Raw genomic sequence first — 19,643 nt, forward strand, 5'->3', positions numbered from 1 at the left:
AGAATAATGGCTATCGAAATCAATGTACCGGACATCGGGGCTGATGAAGTTGAAATCACCGAGATCCTGGTCAAAGTGGGCGACAAAGTTGAAGCTGAACAGTCGCTGATCACCGTAGAAGGCGACAAAGCCTCTATGGAAGTCCCGTCTCCTCAGGCTGGCATCGTTAAAGAGATCAAAGTCTCTGTTGGCGATAAAACCGAGACTGGCAAACTGATCATGATTTTCGATTCCGCCGACGGTGCAGCAGCTGCTGCACCTGCGCAGGAAGAGAAGAAAGAAGCCGCTCCGGCCGCCGCTGCTCCAGCAGCTGCCGCGGCAGCGAAAGAAGTGAACGTGCCTGACATCGGCGGTGACGAAGTTGAAGTCACTGAAATCCTGGTGAAAGTGGGCGATACCGTTGCGGCCGAGCAGTCACTGATCACCGTAGAAGGCGACAAAGCCTCTATGGAAGTACCAGCGCCATTCGCCGGTACCGTTAAAGAGATCAAGATCAACACCGGCGATAAAGTGTCTACCGGGTCGCTTATCATGGTCTTCGAAGTGGCGGGTGCTGCACCTGCTGCCGCGCCTGCACAGGCCGCTGCTCCGGCTCCGGCCGCTGCACCAGCCGCTGCTGGCGGTGCGAAAGACGTTAACGTACCGGACATCGGCGGTGACGAAGTTGAAGTCACCGAAGTGATGGTAAAAGTGGGCGACAAAGTTGCCGCTGAACAGTCACTGATCACCGTTGAAGGCGACAAGGCTTCCATGGAAGTGCCTGCGCCGTTCGCCGGTACCGTTAAAGAGATCAAAATCAGCACTGGCGACAAAGTGTCTACCGGCTCCCTGATCATGGTCTTCGAAGTGGAAGGCGCTGCGCCTGCCGCAGCTCCGGCTGCCGCGGCTGCTCCAGCACCGGCTGCTGCACCGGCTCAGGCTGCTAAACCAGCCGCTGCCCCTGCTGCAAAAGCAGAAAAATCAGAGTTCGCTGAAAACGACGCTTACGTCCACGCGACTCCGCTGATTCGTCGCCTGGCGCGCGAATTCGGCGTGAACCTGGCGAAAGTGAAAGGGACCGGCCGTAAGGGTCGTATCCTGCGCGAAGACGTTCAGGCTTACGTGAAAGACGCGGTGAAACGCGCCGAAGCTGCACCTGCGGCAGCCGCTGGCGGTGGTATCCCGGGCATGCTGCCATGGCCGAAAGTGGACTTCAGCAAGTTCGGCGAAATTGAAGAAGTGGAACTGGGCCGCATCCAGAAAATCTCTGGTGCTAACCTGAGCCGTAACTGGGTAATGATCCCGCACGTTACGCACTTCGACAAAACCGATATCACCGATCTGGAAGCGTTCCGTAAACAGCAGAACGCCGAAGCTGAGAAGCGTAAACTGGACGTGAAATTCACCCCAGTGGTCTTCATCATGAAAGCGGTTGCTGCGGCTCTGGAGCAGATGCCACGCTTCAACAGCTCCCTGTCCGAAGACGGTCAGAAGCTGACGCTGAAGAAATACATCAACATCGGTGTTGCGGTTGATACGCCAAATGGTCTGGTTGTTCCGGTCTTCAAAGACGTGAACAAGAAGAGCATCACTGAGCTGTCCCGTGAACTGACCACCATCTCCAAAAAAGCGCGTGATGGTAAGCTGACTGCCGGCGAAATGCAGGGCGGCTGCTTCACTATCTCCAGCATCGGCGGCCTGGGTACTACCCACTTCGCGCCGATTGTGAACGCGCCGGAAGTGGCTATCCTCGGTGTGTCCAAGTCCGCGATGGAGCCGGTGTGGAATGGCAAAGAGTTCGTGCCGCGTCTGATGATGCCAATCTCTCTGTCCTTCGACCACCGCGTGATCGACGGGGCTGATGGTGCGCGTTTCATCACCATCATCAACAACATGCTGAGCGACATTCGCCGCCTGGTGATGTAATCGAAAAGCCGGCCAGTCGGCCGGCTTTTTTCTGATAATCTCATGGTGTTTATGAGGTTATTGGTGAAAGCGACAATTCGTGAGCCGTTTGTTGTTTCAAAATTGTTAACAATTTTGTAAACTGCGGGCGGATAGAACGACCCGGTGGACGACGGGTATAAACTAAGAGGTCATGATGAGCACAGAAATCAAAACTCAGGTCGTAGTACTTGGGGCAGGCCCGGCAGGTTACTCCGCAGCATTTCGTGCAGCGGATTTAGGTCTGGAAACCGTCATCGTAGAGCGTTACAGCACCCTCGGCGGTGTTTGTCTGAACGTCGGCTGTATCCCTTCTAAAGCGCTGCTGCACGTAGCGAAAGTTATCGAAGAAGCCAAAGCGCTGGCTGAACACGGTATCGTCTTCGGCGAGCCAAAAACCGATATCGACAAAATCCGTACCTGGAAAGAGAAAGTTATCACTCAGCTGACCGGCGGTCTGGCGGGTATGGCGAAAGGCCGTAAGGTCAAAGTGGTTAACGGTCTGGGTAAATTCACCGGTGCGAACACCCTGGAAGTGGAAGGCGAAAACGGCAAAACCGTTATCAACTTCGACAACGCGATCATCGCGGCAGGCTCTCGCCCAATCGAACTGCCATTCATTCCACATGAAGATCCACGCGTGTGGGATTCCACTGATGCCCTGGAGCTGAAAACCGTTCCTAAGCGTCTGCTGGTTATGGGCGGCGGTATCATCGGTCTGGAAATGGGTACCGTGTACCATGCGCTGGGTTCAGACATTGACGTGGTTGAAATGTTCGACCAGGTTATCCCGGCTGCTGACAAAGACATCGTTAAAGTCTTCACCAAGCGCATCAGCAAGAAGTTTAACCTGATGCTGGAAACCAAAGTGACTGCCGTTGAAGCGAAAGAAGACGGTATTTACGTTTCCATGGAAGGCAAAAAAGCCCCATCCGAACCACAGCGTTACGACGCCGTGCTGGTGGCTATCGGTCGTGTACCGAACGGTAAAAACCTCGACGCGGGCAAAGCTGGCGTGGAAGTGGACGACCGTGGCTTCATCCGCGTTGACAAACAGCTGCGCACCAACGTGCCGCACATCTTTGCTATCGGCGACATCGTCGGTCAGCCAATGCTGGCGCACAAAGGCGTTCACGAAGGTCACGTTGCCGCTGAAGTTATCGCCGGCATGAAGCACTACTTCGATCCGAAAGTGATCCCATCTATCGCGTACACCGAGCCAGAAGTTGCATGGGTCGGTCTGACCGAGAAAGAAGCGAAAGAGAAAGGCATCAGCTACGAAACCGCCACCTTCCCGTGGGCTGCTTCTGGCCGTGCTATCGCTTCCGACTGCGCAGACGGTATGACCAAGCTGATCTTCGACAAAGAGACTCACCGCGTCATCGGTGGTGCGATTGTCGGTACCAACGGCGGCGAGCTGCTGGGTGAAATCGGTCTGGCTATCGAAATGGGCTGTGACGCGGAAGACATCGCGCTGACCATCCACGCGCACCCGACTCTGCACGAGTCCGTGGGTCTGGCGGCAGAAGTGTTTGAAGGTAGCATTACGGACCTGCCAAACGCGAAAGCGAAGAAGAAATAAGTTTCTTCAGATGAAAAAAGCGGCCTGAGGCCGCTTTTTTTATGCGCGGCGTTCAGGGGACTACAGGCTGCCAGGAGTTATCAGGTGCGTATGAGGCCAGCGCCCGGGCCTTCTGCTCCGAATCGCTGCCGAGATCGGACTGGTACACCTTGTCGTCCTGGTTTATCACAAAGCTCATGACGCCTGTCTGACCATAGCTGACAGGCCACGCCACCATCGCGAAACCGTGATTATCTGGCAGGATGCGGAAGCGATAGCCATGGTAACCCGCGCCTGGCTCTTTAGGGCTAAATGCCGGGCCAAGCGGGCTTGGCGCTTCGCCGGGCGAGACGGGCCAGTACAGACCGTCCTTTTTCCCCTCAGAACTGACAATCTTCTGCGCGTATTTCTGATTCATCGCAAAATAGCTCTGCTGAGCGGCCACGTAAGCATGCAGGGCTTCGATGGCGGCAAGTTCGTTGCGCCCAATTTCGCGGGTCAGGATCTCCTCGGCGCCTTCTTTGATGTCAAACTGCCAGCCGGAGGCGGTTTTGATCACCGGAATGGGAAGTTGCCAGCCGCTGTCTCCGACAACCAGATGCGCTTTATCGCCTTCGACAATGGTGTTATGACGGACTTTCCAGTCGCGCAGAAAGCGATCGACTGCGTCAGGATCAACGCCTTCAGATGGCAGAAAATCGCGCCAGTTTTCGCCGAGCAGGTTGTTCATCGCGCTTTCGTTTTGCTCGCGGATGGCGCTTTCCAGCGCATTGGTAGCCTGTTCTGGTGAGCTGAAGGATTGCTGCGCCATGACGGTCGCCGAGACCATGAACAACACCATTCCACTGAGTAATTTACGTTTCATGTCGGCTCCCTTAGCGATGACGGAATTCACGGTGTTCAGCACGTCCAGCCGCTGCCGGGCGTAGCTGCTGCTGACGAGAGGCGAGGTGTCTGCTTTGCGCCCCACGCTGCTGCTGCGCCTGCCAGTTGGCGGAACGGCTGTCGTTGCCGCTCAGTGCATTGGCCCGGAGCTGACTGTTTCGCTGCTGGAAGGGACGTTGCTGAGAGGGCTGAACCCGTTTCTCTTGTCTCTGCGCGGTGGTCTGGCGGTTTTCTCGCTGCTGCGTGGTGGCCCGCTTCGCCGTCTGCGGTTTGGTGTCATAGCCACGGTAGTTATTGCGCTGAGAAATCTGTTTCAGCTGTTCACTTGAGGCCTGTCGCTGCGCCGCTTTCGTGCCCGGGCGAGCAGTCTGTGGGAAGGTTTTACCTGTCGATTTCTCCATCTGGCTCAGCGCCGCCTGACGCTGGCTATCGCGATTAACCGGTTGTTGCGTTGCACTAAGCCCCGTGGCCGTGTTGGTGGAGTGGAAACGCGTGTTGAGCTGGTTTGTCGGGTAGGGGACACCTTCCCGATAGGCCGGGTTGTGCTGCCAGATACGGTTGGCGTCCGTCAGGCGTTGTCCGCTGATTTTATTGAAGTTCTCAACGTTAATATTGATGTTGTTATCACCGTTGCGGTTGTAGCCGCCGTGATTATCCCAGTCACCGTCATGATGATGGTCCCAGTCATCGTCATCATCCCAGTCGATGTTGCTGAAGATGGCATAAGTTGTGGCGACACCCAGGCTGAAACCTAAGCCGTTGACGAAGCTGTTGCCAAACTGCTCTCCGGGCGTGGGCGGGAGATAGGTGGGAGGATAGGCGGTGTTGGGCCAGGTCCCGTAAACCGTATTGGGATTATAGGTGGGGACGTAAACCACCTGCGGGTCGGCAGATTCAATTTTGATCACCGTCGGGGCCGGTGCGGACGTGGTGGTTGACGTTGACTCGGTGGTGCTGGTTTTTGCCGGTGCGGGTTTCGTTACCGTGGTGACCGTCTGCTGAGGCGTAGATTGCAAGGCGCCGGTCTTCTGCGCCAGCGCGCGCAGGCGTTGAACAGAATCCATTACATCTTTCGGCTGGGCGAGAAACGCATCGCCCAGATTTTGTACCCACGGCGGATTCTCTCCCATCAGCGACATAAGCTGAGGAAACGCGACCAGGGATTTTACGCTGGGATCCCAGGGCTGGCTGGCAACGGCCTGAATCGCGGCGTCCCCTTCCATTTTGGGGTTGTCTTTGGACCACTGCGCCGCTTGAATCACGTTGGCCGGGTAGGTCGAGGCCATCAGGATCTGTGACAGCAGAGCATCCGGGTAGAGCGCGATGGGGGCAACCCACTGATCGATTTGCGCGGCAGTGTAGGTTGGCGCGACGACAGGGGCGGGTTGTGCTACTGCCGGCGTAGCCGAAGCAACTGGCTGTTGCGCGACGGGGGCTGGCGCAACGGGTTCCGTTGCACGACTTTTGACAAACATGACGCCTGAGGCGGCAAACAGCCCGGCACTGCACAGAAGGACAAGCAGATGTGGCTTAAAGGGCAACTTCATAAAATGACTCCAACGAGACAGGCGCTGTGCCGTGAGGCGTTACGGTTGGCGTGAGTATTATTCACCCGTCTTTTACTGTTTTGACTTTTATTGGGAAGCGTCCGGTACGTCCGGATAAAGAGTGTGAGTATTTATTACACAATTATATGCGATGCGGGAAAAGGCGCCGGGAATTCAGAAGGCCGCTCTTGCGAGCGGCCAGCAGCTAGTTGCCGAGGTTAACCACAAACAGCACCGTGATGTCGGATATGTTCCAGCCACCGTGCAGTGCGGTAAGCAGTAAACCGGTCACAACGATCAGCGCATAGACTCGCATCTCCATTGCGTGCGTTCCTGTACAGGCTACGCGGGTTCATTCTTCACCGGGAAAGACTGAACCAGGCAAGTTGGTGTTGCCGCGTAGGTTACGGAACTGCTCCCGGGCCCGGTGACTGGTTGCTACACCAGCGAAGCAGGCCGAGATGAAGCGTAATCGACTCAGTGGGAATTCTGAAGTTGATAAATGAAGTTAACCGGTTTTTCATTCGAAACAGGAAGGTGCTACGCAAAATTGACATAATGGCTTGCAAGCCTGCAGGGTGTGATGCAAAATTCATTGCGTTGGGGTTGCCGCAAACCTGCCAACCCGGTGTGCTACCACCGCAAGGCAACAAAATAACCGCTATCAGGCGGTTTTTTTGTCCCCAAAATTCACCTCGTCTCCCCGCTACACCATGCTTAACGATTCAGCAAACTTTTTAATGTTGCTTTTTTGTAAACGGATTAACACTGTGCAGAAATCCTGCTATGCTGCCCGACGCGGTATCGGGCATTTACCCTACAAACTGCTGTCTCACAGGAGCGTGAAGAGAACGCCCGCCGCATATGACAATGAGAGCGAGGAGAACCGTCGTGCTAGAAGAATACCGTAAGCACGTAGCAGAACGTGCCGCCGAGGGAATTGTACCCAAACCTTTAGATGCAACCCAAATGGCCGCGCTCGTCGAGCTGCTGAAGAACCCGCCTAAGGGCGAAGAAGAATTCCTGTTAGATCTGTTGATCAACCGCGTACCGCCTGGCGTAGATGAAGCTGCCTACGTAAAAGCCGGATTCCTTGCTGCTATCGCCAAAGGCGAAGCCACCTCCCCACTGGTTACTCCTGAAAAAGCCATTGAACTGCTCGGCACCATGCAGGGTGGTTACAACATTCATCCGCTGATTGACGCGCTGGATAACGACATGCTGGCACCGATTGCCGCTAAAGCGCTCTCTTCCACGCTGCTGATGTTCGATAACTTCTACGATGTAGAAGAAAAAGCCAAAGCGGGCAACGTCTATGCGAAGCAGGTGATGCAGTCCTGGGCCGATGCCGAATGGTTCCTGAACCGCCCTGCGCTGGCGGAAAAAATTACCGTGACCGTCTTTAAGGTGACCGGTGAAACCAACACCGATGACCTGTCTCCGGCTCCGGACGCGTGGTCTCGTCCAGATATCCCGCTGCACGCCCTGGCGATGCTGAAAAACGCCCGTGAAGGCATTGAGCCGGATCAGCCGGGCGTGGTTGGCCCGATCAAACAGATCGAAGCGCTGCAGAAGAAAGGTTTCCCGCTGGCCTACGTCGGTGACGTTGTGGGTACCGGCTCTTCCCGTAAGTCCGCCACCAACTCCGTACTGTGGTTCATGGGCGACGACATTCCGCACGTGCCGAACAAGCGCGGCGGCGGCCTGTGCCTCGGTGGCAAAATTGCGCCAATCTTCTTCAACACCATGGAAGATGCGGGCGCGCTGCCAATTGAAGTAGATGTGAGCAACCTGAACATGGGCGACGTGATTGACGTCTATCCGTATAAAGGCGAAGTGCGCAACCATGAAACCAACGAGCTGCTGGCAAGCTTCGAACTGAAAACCGACGTGCTGATTGACGAAGTGCGTGCCGGTGGCCGTATTCCGCTGATCATCGGGCGCGGCCTGACCACCAAAGCGCGTGAAGCGCTGGGTCTGCCGCACTCCGACGTTTTCCGTCACGCGAAAGACGTGGCAGAAAGCAACCGCGGCTTCTCGCTGGCACAGAAAATGGTGGGTCGTGCCTGCGGCGTCGCCGGTATTCGTCCTGGCGCATACTGCGAGCCGAAGATGACCTCCGTGGGCTCTCAGGACACCACTGGCCCAATGACCCGTGACGAACTGAAAGACCTGGCGTGCCTGGGCTTCTCTTCTGACCTGGTGATGCAGTCCTTCTGCCACACGGCGGCCTATCCGAAGCCGGTTGACGTGACCACGCACCACACGCTGCCAGACTTCATCATGAACCGCGGCGGCGTGTCACTGCGTCCGGGTGACGGCGTCATCCACTCCTGGCTGAACCGTATGCTGCTGCCGGATACCGTGGGTACCGGCGGTGACTCCCATACCCGTTTCCCAATCGGTATCTCCTTCCCGGCGGGCTCCGGCCTGGTGGCGTTTGCTGCAGCGACCGGCGTAATGCCGCTGGACATGCCTGAATCTGTGCTGGTGCGCTTCAAGGGCAAAATGCAGCCGGGCATCACTCTGCGCGACCTGGTTCACGCGATCCCGCTGTATGCCATCAAACAGGGCCTGCTGACCGTTGAGAAGAAAGGCAAGAAAAACATCTTCTCTGGCCGTATCCTGGAAATTGAAGGTCTGCCGGATCTGAAAGTTGAGCAGGCATTTGAGCTGACCGATGCATCCGCCGAGCGTTCTGCGGCTGGCTGTACCATCAAGCTGAACAAAGAGCCGATCATTGAGTATCTGACTTCCAACATCGTGCTGCTGAAGTGGATGATTGCGGAAGGCTACGGCGATCGTCGTACGCTGGAGCGTCGTATTCAGGGCATGGAGAAATGGCTGGCGGATCCGCAGCTGCTTGAAGCCGATGCTGACGCAGAGTACGCGGCGGTGATCGACATCGATCTGGCGGATATTAAAGAGCCAATCCTCTGTGCGCCGAACGATCCGGACGATGCGCGTCTGCTCTCTGACGTGCAGGGCGATAAGATCGACGAAGTGTTCATCGGCTCCTGCATGACCAACATCGGCCACTTCCGCGCCGCCGGTAAGCTGCTGGATACCCACAAAGGCCAGCTGCCGACCCGCCTGTGGGTGGCACCGCCAACCCGTATGGACGCGGCTCAGTTGACCGAAGAGGGTTACTACAGCGTGTTCGGTAAGAGCGGGGCGCGTATCGAAATCCCTGGCTGCTCCCTGTGTATGGGTAACCAGGCGCGCGTGGCCGACGGTGCGACGGTGGTTTCCACCTCTACCCGTAACTTCCCGAACCGTTTAGGTACTGGTGCGAACGTCTACCTGGCCTCTGCGGAGCTGGCGGCGGTTGCGGCGCTGATTGGCAAACTGCCAACGCCGGAAGAGTACCAGACCTTTGTGGCGCAGGTGGATAAGACGGCGGTGGATACCTATCGCTATCTGAACTTCGACCAGCTCTCTCAGTACACCGAGAAGGCTGACGGGGTTATCTTCCAGACGGCAGTATAAACAGCAAAACCGTCTCTACGAGACGGTTTTTAGTGTTTGCACCCTCTCCCGTGGGAGAGGGACGGGGTGAGGGCATCAGGCCGCAGGGCCTTGCTCTCACCTTTTTATTTTCATTCCTCCCACCTCTCCCGCTTTTTTTCTTTCCCTCTGCTGCGATAATTACCCTAATGGCTTTGCAGAGGAAAACGCTATGGATTACGAATTTTTGCGCGACATCACCGGCGTGGTGAAAGTGCGCATGTCGATGGGGCACGAAGCCGTTGGACACTGGTTTAACGAAGAGGTGAAAGAAAATCTCGCCCTTCTTGATGAAGTCGAACAGGCGGCAAATACGGTGAAAGGCAGTGAGCGCTCCTGGCAACGTGCCGGGCATGAGTACACCCTGTGGATGGACGGCGAAGAGGTGATGGTGCGCGCCAACCAGCTTGAGTTTTCAGGGGATGAGATGGAAGAGGGGATGAGCTACTACGACGAAGAGAGCCTGTCGCTGTGCGGCGTGGAAGACTTCCTGCAGGTAGTGAATGCCTATCGTGAGTTCATGAAACAGAAGTAACTCCCCGAAGCGTCCCTGCTCCGGGCAACACTTACACGGCCGGAATATTGCGGCCGTAGTAGATTTCGCGCATTTCTTTCCAGAGCAGGTCGGTGATGACCTTGCGCTCTTCTTCACTTAAATCTTCCGGTTTCGTGTGGAACATGTAGTGCTTAAGGTCGAACTCCTTAAGCATCATCTTGGTATGGAAGATGTTTTCCTGGTACACGTTCACGTCCATCATGTCATACAGCGATTTCATATCCTCAGACATAAAGTTCTGAATGGAGTTGATCTCGTGGTCGATGAAGTGCTTCATGCCGTTGATATCACGGGTAAAACCGCGCACGCGATAATCAATCGTGACGATGTCCGATTCCAGCTGGTGGATTAAATAGTTCAGCGCGTTCAGCGGGGAAATCACGCCGCAGGTCGACACTTCAATATCCGCGCGGAACGTGCACAGCCCGCCTTCCGGGTGACTTTCCGGGTAGGTGTGAACGCAGATATGGCTTTTGTCGAGGTGGGCGACGACCACTTCCGGCAGCGGACCCGGGTGTTCAGTTTTGTCGATAAGCTTCGGGTCGACCGGCTCTTCGCTGACCAGAATGGTGACGCTGGCACCCTGGGGCTCATAATCCTGTCGGGCGATGTTCAGAATATTGGCACCGATGATCGAGCAGGTTTCTGACAGGATCTCGGTCAGACGGTTGGCGTTGTAGAGTTCATCGATATATGCGATGTAACCATCGCGTTCTTCCGCTGTTTTGGCATAGCAGATATCGTAAATACAAAAACTCAGGCTTTTGGTCAGGTTGTTAAAGCCATGTAGTTTAAGCTTTTTCAATTAGCTCACCCCCTTAGTGGATAATGCGTCTTGCAGGTACTGCGGCAGAGCAAACGCTGCGGTATGAATAGCCGGATTGTAGTAGCGGCACGTGAGCCCGGCCTGATGGAAGCGGGCCTGGATAATTTCGGTAGAGAGATGACGCAGCACGTCGTTATCCGTTGCCCATGCAAAGGTCATGATCCCGCCGTAGTAAGTCGGAATTGCCGCCTGATAGAAGCTGACGTCACCGAAATAGGTGCTGAGCTTGCGATGGCTGTCGAGGGCTTCATCCTGCTGCAGGAAGCAGACGCCATTTTGTGCGACGAAGATACCGCCAGGGTTCAGGCAGCGCTTGCAGCCTTCGTAGAACGAGGAGGTAAACAGCGACGCGCCAGGGCCGATGGGGTCGGTGCAGTCAGAGATAATCACGTCGAAGGTCTGCGTGGTCTGGTTAACAAAGTTAACGCCGTCGTCGATAACCAGATTAAAGCGCGGATCGTCATAGCTGCCGGCATTATGGTTGGGCAGGTACTGGCGGCAGAAAGAGACCACGCCCGCATCGATCTCAACCATGGTGATGGTTTCAATGGAACGATGACGTGAAACCTCGCGCAGCATTGCGCCGTCGCCGCCGCCGATAATCAGAACATGCTTCGCGTGTCCGTGGGCCAGCAGCGGAACGTGGGTCATCATCTCATGATAGATAAACTCGTCGCGCTCGGTCGTTTGCACGACGCCGTCCAGCGCCATGACGCGGCCAAAGGCAGCATTCTCGAAGATGATGAGATCCTGGTGATCGGTTTTCTCATGATAGAGCACGTTATCAACGGCAAAGTACTGACCAAACTGGTCATGCAGTGTTTCATGCCACAACGTGTGGTCGGCCATACGCGGACTCCTCCTTTGTTAACATCCGTTACGCTCACAAAAAATGAGCGAAACATGATAGCTAACTATAACCGTGGTTGCACGGCTATAGGTTTAACAAGAGGCGTCGGGAAGGTTATTTGACGTAGGCGAGCAGGCTGAGCGAATCGCGAGCCAGCGCTTTGCATTTTTTAGCCGTGGGAATGCCAATACCGCTTAGGTCACGGTAGCTGTCTTCGCCGAGCGCCTTCATGTCAAAGCTGTCGTAGTTGCTGAGATCCCACTGGTTCTGCTGGGCGAAAAAGACCAGCGCGCGGCGAATTTGCCCGTTGGGTAAATTCTGGTAGCCACAATCATTTTTCAGGAATACAAAAACCGCCGTTAAATCGGCCATATCTTCCGCTTCATTTTCACTGAGCGCATAGCTGTTCGCACACATTGCCATCAGGCTACCGAACAAAATTGTCCTGAAAAACGTCTTCATTGCTTCTACCACTTCTTCACGGAAAATTAACGTTAGCACACTTGATGCCAGTGCGACGATCTTTATTATTGCCGCTTTACTTGACCTTCCGGTAAGGGGAGGGTTTATGCTCAAAAGATCGCCTGCTGGAAATAAGGAAATGAACATGCAACGTCGTGATTTTTTAAAATATTCCGCTGTGCTGGGGGTTGCCAGCGCATTACCACTCTGGAGCCGCGCGGTTTTTGCGGCTGAAAGGCCTGCCTTACCCATTCCTGACTTACTGACCGCAGACGCCCGTAGCCGTATTCAACTCGTTGTTCAGGCCGGTAAAACCTCCTTCGCCGGGCACAGCGCTACTACCTGGGGCTACAACGGCAATCTGCTCGGCCCGGCACTTCAGTTACGCAAAGGGAAAGCGGTGACGGTGGATATCCACAATACGCTTGCCGAGGAGACCACGCTGCACTGGCACGGGCTGGAAGTTCCGGGCGAAGTGGATGGTGGTCCCCAGGGCGTTATCAAACCTGGGGGTAAACGCAGCGTAACCTTTACCCCTGACCAGCGGGCGGCAACCTGCTGGTTCCACCCGCATCAGCATGGCAAAACGGGCCATCAGGTGGCAATGGGGCTGGCCGGACTGGTGTTGATTGAGGATGACGAAAGCCGTCTCCTGCGCCTGCCAAAACAGTGGGGTATCGACGATGTGCCGGTGATTGTGCAGGACAAAAAATTCAGCGCGGACGGGCAGATTGACTACCAGCTGGACGTGATGAGCGCGGCGGTCGGCTGGTTTGGCGATACGCTGCTGGCCAACGGTGCGATCTATCCGCAGCACGCCGCCCCGAAAGGCTGGCTGCGCCTGCGCTTGCTTAACGGCTGTAACGCCCGCTCGTTGAACTTCGCCACCAGCGATAAGCGCCCGCTTTACGTGGTGGCAAGCGATGGCGGCCTGCTGCCAGAACCGGTAAAAGTAAGCGAGCTGCCGATGCTGATGGGCGAACGCTTCGAAGTGCTGGTGGACATCAGCGACGGCAAGCCGTTTGACCTGGTAACGCTGCCTGTCAGCCAGATGGGGATGGCAGTGGCGCCGTTTGATAAACCGCATCCGGTGCTGCGCATTCAGCCGCTACAGGTCACGGCCTCCGGTACGCTGCCGGACACCTTAGCCACGCTGCCAGCTCTCCCGTCGCTGGATGGGCTCACGCAGCGTAAGCTTCAGCTCTCCATGGACCCGATGCTCGACATGATGGGCATGCAGGCGCTGATGAAAAAGTATGGCTATCAGGCCATGGCGGGAATGCACCACGGCCAGATGATGGGCCACATGAATATGGATCACGGCAAAATGGGCGGTATGGATCACGGCGGTCACGGGTTCGATTTCCACAACGCCAACAAGATCAACGGCAAAGCGTTCGATATGAACACGCCGATGTTTGCCGCCACGAAGGGGCAGTTTGAGCGCTGGGTGGTTTCAGGGGAAGGGGACATGATGCTGCACCCGTTCCATATCCACGGCACGCAGTTCCGTATTCTGTCTGAGAACGGTAAAGCGCCGGAAGCGCATCGAGCAGGCTGGAAAGATACGGTGAGAGTGGAGGGCGGCGTCAGCGAGGTGCTGGTGAAGTTCGACCACGAAGCGCCTGAAGAGTTTGCCTATATGGCGCACTGTCATCTGCTGGAGCATGAAGATACGGGGATGATGCTCGGTTTTACCGTATAAAAAAAGCCGGGTGGCGGCTTCGCCTTACCCGGCCTGGATTGCTAAATACGGCAACTTTCGTTGCCGTTTTGCTTTTATTTGCCTTCGTCCGGCAGTGCATACGCGACAATATAGTCGCCCATCTTCGTACCAAACGAACCGTGACCACCCGCAGAAATGACAACGTACTGCTTGCCATTCACTTCATAGGTCATCGGCGTTGCCTGTCCACCGGCCGGCAGACGGCCTTGCCACAGTTTTTCACCGTTGGTCATGTTGTACGCGCGCAGGTAGTTATCTGCGGTTGCCGCGATGAACAGCACGTTACCGGCTGTGGAGATTGGACCTCCCAGCATTGGCATACCCATATTGAACGGCACCGGAACCGGCATCGGGAACGGCATGCTGTCCTGCGGGGTACCAATACGTTTTTTCCAGACGATCTGGTTGGTTTTCAGATCCAGACCGGAGATGTAACCCCAGGCAGGCTGTTTACACGGCAGACCAAACGGAGACAGGAACGGGTTCAGGGTAACGCCAAACGGTACGCCATACTGCGGCTGGATACCGGCTTCGGTCCCGCTGCCTTTCGCGTCTTTCGGCTGCTCCATCGGGTTACCCGGACCGCGTGGGATCAGACGGGAAACGAACGGCAGCGCCATTGGGTTGGCAATCGCCACCTGACGGTTAGGGTCGACGGAAATACCGCCCCACTCAAACATTCCCAGGTTGCCCGGGAAGACCAGCGTACCCTGCTCAGACGGCGGCGTGAAGATGCCTTCATAGCGCAGCTGATGGAACATCACGCGACACACCAGCTGGTCAAACATGGTGGCACCCCACATGTCTGCACCGCTGAGGTCTTTCTTCGGACGGAAGCTCAGGTCAGAGAACGGCTGGGTTTTGCTGACGTAGTCGCCTTTGGCCGCACCCTGCGGAACCGGTTTTTCCGGGGCAGGCACAACCAGCTTACCGTTGCTGCGATCCAGCACGAAGATGTTGCCGGTTTTAGCCGGAGCGTAAATGACCGGCACGGTTTTGCCGTTAACGGTAATGTCCGCCAGCGTCGGCTGGGACGGCATATCCATATCCCACAGATCGTGGTGAACGGTCTGGTAGCTCCAGGCCAGCTTACCGGTAGTCGCGTTCAGCGCCAGGATAGCGCTCGCATAACGTTCCTGCTCCGGCGTGCGGTTACCGCCCCAGATATCCGGCGTGGATACGCCCATCGGCAGGTAGACCAGGTCCAGCTTCGCGTCATACGCGGCTGGTGCCCAGGAGTTCGGCGAGTTGAAGGTAAAGGTGTGCTCGTCAGACGGGATCGCGTTCGGATCTTTCGCACCCGGGTCGAAGGCCCACAGCAGTTTACCGGTGTTCACGTCGAAACCACGGATAACGCCGGAGGTTTCGCGGGTGGAGAAGTTATCCGTTACCGAACCGGCAATCACGATGGTTTTATCGGTGATGATTGGCGGGGAGGTTGGCTCATACAGACCCGGCGTGGTGTCCGGCATATTGGTCTGCAGGTTCAGAATGCCTTTGTTGGCGAAGGTTTCACACAGCTTGCCCGTTTCGGCATTGATGGCGAACAGACGACCATCGTTCACCGGCAGCATGATGCGGCGAGGACAGTCGGCAATGACTTCCGGGCTCGCATTATCCGGGCGCGCTTCGTGATAAGAGACGCCACGACAGGTCACGTGCTGGAACGACGGGTTGGAGTTCAGCTGCGGATCGAAGTGCCATTTCTCTTTACCGGTGGCCGCGTCGAGCGCGAACAGACGCTGGTGCGCCGTACACAGATAAAGCATATCGCCGACTTTAATTGGCGTCACTTCGTTGGTCAGTTCACCGGGATCGTTCGGCATCTTCAGGTCGCCGGTACGGAATACCCAGGCTTCTTTCAGGTTCTTAACGTTGTCCGCGTTGATCTGCTTCAGCGGAGAGTAGCGCTGACCTTCCTGGTTGCGGCCATAGGCAGGCCAGTCGCCGTCAGCAACCTGAGAGATCGCCGCCGCAGGCGTCGATTCTGCGTTCAGCGTACCGTTGATCTCCTGCGGGTCGTTGAAGCCAGCCCAGGTCAGGATACCGCCGCTGATTAACAGCGCTACCACCAGCGCCGCGACCGCACCGCTGGACGGCACAATCAGGCGACGCCAGACGAACGGCAGGATCAGCCAGATGCCGAAGAAGACCAGGATGTCACTGCGCGGCGTCAGCGCCCAGAAGTCGAAGCCGACTTCCCAGACGCCCCAGATCATGGTGGCAAGAAGGAGTGCGGCATACAGCCACAGTGCAGATTGTTTTCTACGCCAGAGCAGGACGGTTACGCCAAGCATAACCAGGCCTGCAATCGGGTAGTACCAGGAGCCGCCGATCGCGACCAGCCAGACGCCACCGATTAACAGGTACAGGCCGCAGAAGGCGGCGAATAACGCTGTTAGTGTCACCAGTAGACGCGGCTGTTTAGAGTTTGTTTCAGCCATAGAAAGTGTACTCGTCAGTTTTTGTTAATAATTTGCTAGCAACTAATTATAGGTATTAACAAGTGTGATCGGAATCACAATATTTGCTTTTTATAACTCATACGCCAGGGTTATCCATTTGCTGGTATAATGGCTGGCTTGCGTATCAGTGCTGGATATTAACTCATCCGTATTGAGAGATTTTCATTAAAATCATTTGGTTAGTAATATGAAACATACTGTTGAAGTGATGATCCCGGAAGCCGAGATCAAAGCGCGTATCGCCGAACTGGGTCGTCAAATCACCGAGCATTACAAGGACAGCGGCAGCGAAATGGTGCTGGTTGGTCTGCTGCGCGGTTCTTTCATGTTCATGGCAGACCTGTGCCGTGAAGTGCAGGTACCGCACGAGGTCGATTTTATGACCGCTTCCAGCTACGGCAGCGGCATGTCCACAACCCGTGATGTGAAAATCCTGAAAGATCTGGATGAGGATATTCGTGGCAAAGATGTGTTGATCGTTGAGGACATTATCGACTCCGGCAACACCCTTTCAAAGGTGCGCGAGATCCTGAGCCTGCGCGAGCCGAAATCGCTGGCGATTTGCACCCTGCTGGATAAACCGGAGCGCCGTGAAGTGCAGGTGCCGGTGGAGTTTGTCGGTTTCTCCATCCCGGACGAGTTCGTGGTGGGTTACGGCATTGATTACGCGCAGCGTTATCGTCATCTGCCGTATGTTGGGAAAGTGGTATTGCTGGACGAGTAATTGCGGTTTGTTGCCCGGTGGCGCTGCGCTTACCGGGCCTACGAATGGGCACATATAGGCCGGGTAAGGCGCAGCCGCCACCCGGCTTTGTTTATTTATGGTTTACGTGCTTAAGCTTGAGGTTGGCAATCCCCGAACGGTAACGCTGCTCCAGCGTTTCGCGGTTGGTGGCGGTCACTTCCAGGTTGCGCAGCAGACCATCATGAATACCGTACGCCCAGCCGTGGATCGAGACCTTCTGCCCGCGCTTCCACGCCGATTGCATGATCGTTGAGTGGCCAAGGTTATACACCTGCTCCATCACGTTGAGTTCGCACAGGGTATCCATGCGGCGCTCCTGCGGCATTTCGCCCAGCAGTGAGCTATGTTTGAACCAGATATCGCGAATGTGGAGCAGCCAGTTATCAATGAGCCCCAGCTCCGTGTTTTCAACCGCCGCCTGCACGCCGCCGCAGCCGTAGTGGCCGCAGATGATGATGTGCTCGACTTGCAGAACGTCAACGGCATACTGAACCACGGAAAGGCAGTTGAGATCGGTATGAATCACCAGGTTGGCAACGTTGCGGTGAACAAACAGTTCGCCGGGCTCGAGGCCGGTCAGGCGCTCGGCAGGTACGCGGCTGTCTGAACAGCCAATCCAGAGAAAGCGCGGGTTCTGGGCTTGTGCGAGTTTTCCAAAAAATCCGGGGTCTTCCTCCACCAGCATTTTTGACCATAGTGCATTGTTGCTAATAAGTGTATCTATGTCGTTCATGGAGGTTAGCGACCTGTAACCAAGTAATTGCGTTGCGCTACTATAGGGTAACCCGACTTTTAATGAAACCACACAACGTGTGTCAGAACTGAAGGTAAGTTAATTTCATGGCAATTGCACTGGAGCTTGAGCAGCTTAAAAAAACCTATCCGGGCGACGTTCAGGCGCTGCGCGGAATAGATCTAAAAGTAGAGGCCGGGGATTTTTACGCGCTTCTGGGGCCGAACGGGGCGGGGAAATCCACCACCATCGGGATCATCAGCTCGCTGGTGAATAAAACGTCCGGACGGGTGAGCGTCTTTGGTTACGACCTGCAAAAAGATGTGGTAAACGCCAAGCGCCAGCTGGGGCTGGTACCGCAGGAGTTCAACTTCAACCCGTTTGAGACGGTGCAGCAGATTGTCGTTAACCAGGCGGGTTATTACGGCGTTGAGCGTAAAGAGGCGCTTGAGCGTAGCGAAAAGTACCTGAAACAGCTCGATCTGTGGGAAAAGCGTAACGAACGTGCGCGGATGTTGTCCGGGGGGATGAAGCGCCGCCTGATGATTGCCCGCGCGCTGATGCACGAGCCGAAGCTGCTAATCCTTGATGAACCCACCGCAGGCGTGGATATCGAACTGCGTCGTTCTATGTGGGGTTTCCTAAAGGATCTTAATGACAAAGGCACCACCATCATTTTGACCACCCACTACCTTGAAGAAGCAGAGATGCTGTGCCGCAACATCGGCATCATTCAGCACGGCGAGCTGGTGGAAAACACCTCGATGAAGAATCTGCTCTCCAAGCTGAAATCCGAAACCTTTATTCTGGATCTGGCGGCGAAAAGCGCCCTGCCGAAGCTGGAAGGGTATCAGTATCGCCTGGTCGATACCTCGACGCTGGAAGTAGAGGTGCTGCGCGAGCAGGGCATTAACAGCGTGTTCTCCCAGCTGAGCGCGCAGGGTATTCAGGTTTTAAGTATGCGTAACAAAGCGAACCGACTGGAAGAGCTGTTTGTTTCTCTGGTGCAGGATAAACAAGGAGACAAGGCATGACGCATCTTTACTGGGTCGCGCTGAAAAGTATCTGGGCGAAAGAGATTAACCGTTTTTTGCGCATCTGGGTGCAAACCCTGGTACCGCCGGTCATCACCATGACGCTCTATTTCATCATCTTCGGTAACCTGATTGGCTCCCGGATTGGTGAGATGCACGGCTTTACTTATATGCAGTTTATCGTGCCGGGGCTGATCATGATGGCGGTGATCACCAACGCCTATGCCAACGTGGCGTCGTCGTTCTTCAGCGCCAAGTTCCAGCGCAATATTGAGGAGTTGCTGGTGGCACCGGTGCCAACGCATGTGATCATTGCCGGTTACGTCGGTGGCGGTGTGGCGCGCGGTCTGTGTGTTGGGATCCTGGTGACGGCCATTTCGCTGTTCTTTGTGCCGTTCCAGGTGCACTCATGGCTGTTCGTGGCGCTGACGCTGCTGCTCACTGCGATCCTGTTCTCGCTGGCCGGGTTACTGAACGCGGTGTTCGCCAAAACCTTTGACGACATCAGCCTGATCCCGACCTTCGTGCTGACGCCGCTGACCTATCTCGGCGGGGTGTTCTACTCCCTGACGCTGCTGCCGCCGTTCTGGCAGGCGCTGTCGCACCTGAACCCGATCGTCTACATGATCAGCGGTTTCCGCTTTGGCTTCCTCGGCATCACCGATGTGCCGCTGTTTACCACGGTGGCGGTGCTGGTAGTGTTCATCATCGTCTTCTACCTGCTGTGCTGGTATCTGATCCAGCGCGGACGTGGGCTGCGTAGCTAACCTTCTGCCCGGTGACGTTCTGGTTGCCGGGCACTTTCTTTGACAGTTATCACCGT

At 55.8% G+C, this 19,643-nt stretch carries 15 protein-coding genes; 8 read left to right on the forward strand and 7 right to left on the reverse strand.

Going from position 1 to position 19,643, the window contains the following annotated elements; translation table 11 throughout:
• The first annotated feature begins 6 nt into the window (after window positions 1-6).
• Together aceF and lpdA are read left to right on the forward strand one after the other, a co-directional pair.
• Window positions 7-1,905, forward strand: coding sequence for a pyruvate dehydrogenase complex dihydrolipoyllysine-residue acetyltransferase (gene aceF / locus AC2FAJ_RS12385; protein ID WP_063438133.1), 1,899 nt, complete (start codon window positions 7-9; stop codon window positions 1,903-1,905).
• A 175-nt stretch (window positions 1,906-2,080) separates the two neighbouring features.
• Window positions 2,081-3,505, forward strand: coding sequence for a dihydrolipoyl dehydrogenase (lpdA, locus tag AC2FAJ_RS12390; RefSeq protein ID WP_023332094.1), 1,425 nt, complete (start codon window positions 2,081-2,083; stop codon window positions 3,503-3,505).
• Window positions 3,506-3,557: 52 nt separating this feature from the next.
• On the opposite strand, the gene AC2FAJ_RS12395 is transcribed toward lpdA, so the two are convergent.
• Together AC2FAJ_RS12395 and AC2FAJ_RS12400 are read right to left on the reverse strand one after the other, a co-directional pair.
• Window positions 3,558-4,349 (reverse strand): DUF2950 family protein, encoded by a 792-nt coding sequence (locus AC2FAJ_RS12395; RefSeq protein ID WP_041911231.1) that lies wholly within the window; start codon window positions 4,347-4,349, stop codon window positions 3,558-3,560.
• 10 nt (window positions 4,350-4,359) lie between these two features.
• A complete protein-coding gene (locus AC2FAJ_RS12400; RefSeq protein ID WP_485454196.1) occupies window positions 4,360-5,916 on the reverse strand; it encodes a DUF3300 domain-containing protein in 1,557 nt (518 codons plus the stop codon).
• Between the two features lie 891 nt (window positions 5,917-6,807).
• On the opposite strand from AC2FAJ_RS12400, the gene acnB reads away from it, so the two are divergent.
• Together acnB and yacL are read left to right on the forward strand one after the other, a co-directional pair.
• Complete coding sequence (acnB, locus tag AC2FAJ_RS12405; RefSeq protein WP_447087862.1) at window positions 6,808-9,405, forward strand: bifunctional aconitate hydratase 2/2-methylisocitrate dehydratase; 2,598 nt, start codon at window positions 6,808-6,810, stop codon at window positions 9,403-9,405.
• Between the two features lie 190 nt (window positions 9,406-9,595).
• Window positions 9,596-9,958, forward strand: a complete 363-nt coding sequence (gene yacL, locus AC2FAJ_RS12410; protein WP_041911228.1) for a protein YacL — start codon at window positions 9,596-9,598, stop codon at window positions 9,956-9,958.
• 31 nt (window positions 9,959-9,989) lie between these two features.
• Here the strand turns inward: yacL and speD are convergent, their stop codons facing one another.
• The 3 genes from speD to AC2FAJ_RS12425 all read right to left on the reverse strand — a co-directional run bounded on the left by speD (window position 9,990) and on the right by AC2FAJ_RS12425 (window position 12,117).
• Window positions 9,990-10,784, reverse strand: a complete 795-nt coding sequence (gene speD / locus AC2FAJ_RS12415; protein ID WP_041911227.1) for an adenosylmethionine decarboxylase — start codon at window positions 10,782-10,784, stop codon at window positions 9,990-9,992.
• A complete protein-coding gene (speE, locus tag AC2FAJ_RS12420; protein WP_028015536.1) occupies window positions 10,785-11,654 on the reverse strand; it encodes a polyamine aminopropyltransferase in 870 nt (289 codons plus the stop codon).
• A gap of 115 nt (window positions 11,655-11,769) precedes the next feature.
• Complete coding sequence (locus AC2FAJ_RS12425; protein WP_014882582.1) at window positions 11,770-12,117, reverse strand: YacC family pilotin-like protein; 348 nt, start codon at window positions 12,115-12,117, stop codon at window positions 11,770-11,772.
• Window positions 12,118-12,262: 145 nt separating this feature from the next.
• On the opposite strand from AC2FAJ_RS12425, the gene cueO reads away from it, so the two are divergent.
• Window positions 12,263-13,822 carry a multicopper oxidase CueO gene (gene cueO / locus AC2FAJ_RS12430; RefSeq protein ID WP_485454197.1) on the forward strand — a complete coding sequence of 520 codons (1,560 nt, stop codon included), beginning with the start codon at window positions 12,263-12,265 and terminating at the stop codon, window positions 13,820-13,822.
• A gap of 74 nt (window positions 13,823-13,896) precedes the next feature.
• Here the strand turns inward: cueO and AC2FAJ_RS12435 are convergent, their stop codons facing one another.
• A complete protein-coding gene (locus AC2FAJ_RS12435) occupies window positions 13,897-16,287 on the reverse strand; it encodes a glucose/quinate/shikimate family membrane-bound PQQ-dependent dehydrogenase (RefSeq protein ID WP_047363483.1) in 2,391 nt (796 codons plus the stop codon).
• Between the two features lie 208 nt (window positions 16,288-16,495).
• Between AC2FAJ_RS12435 and hpt the strand changes: the two genes are divergently transcribed.
• The gene (gene hpt / locus AC2FAJ_RS12440) at window positions 16,496-17,032 is read left to right on the forward strand and encodes a hypoxanthine phosphoribosyltransferase (protein WP_032644976.1); all 537 of its coding nucleotides are present in this window, start codon (window positions 16,496-16,498) and stop codon (window positions 17,030-17,032) included.
• A gap of 91 nt (window positions 17,033-17,123) precedes the next feature.
• Here the strand turns inward: hpt and can are convergent, their stop codons facing one another.
• On the reverse strand, window positions 17,124-17,786 hold the full coding sequence (gene can, locus AC2FAJ_RS12445) for a carbonate dehydratase (RefSeq protein ID WP_485454198.1): 663 nt from the start codon (window positions 17,784-17,786) through the stop codon (window positions 17,124-17,126).
• A gap of 107 nt (window positions 17,787-17,893) precedes the next feature.
• On the opposite strand from can, the gene AC2FAJ_RS12450 reads away from it, so the two are divergent.
• Together AC2FAJ_RS12450 and AC2FAJ_RS12455 are read left to right on the forward strand one after the other, a co-directional pair.
• The gene (locus AC2FAJ_RS12450) at window positions 17,894-18,820 is read left to right on the forward strand and encodes an ABC transporter ATP-binding protein (protein WP_485454199.1); all 927 of its coding nucleotides are present in this window, start codon (window positions 17,894-17,896) and stop codon (window positions 18,818-18,820) included.
• On the forward strand, window positions 18,817-19,587 hold the full coding sequence (locus AC2FAJ_RS12455) for an ABC transporter permease (RefSeq protein ID WP_485454200.1): 771 nt from the start codon (window positions 18,817-18,819) through the stop codon (window positions 19,585-19,587). The genes AC2FAJ_RS12450 and AC2FAJ_RS12455 overlap by 4 nt, the downstream gene beginning before the upstream one ends.
• Window positions 19,588-19,643 lie beyond the last annotated feature (56 nt).

The organism is Enterobacter cloacae complex sp. 385G4 (assembly GCF_057320665.1).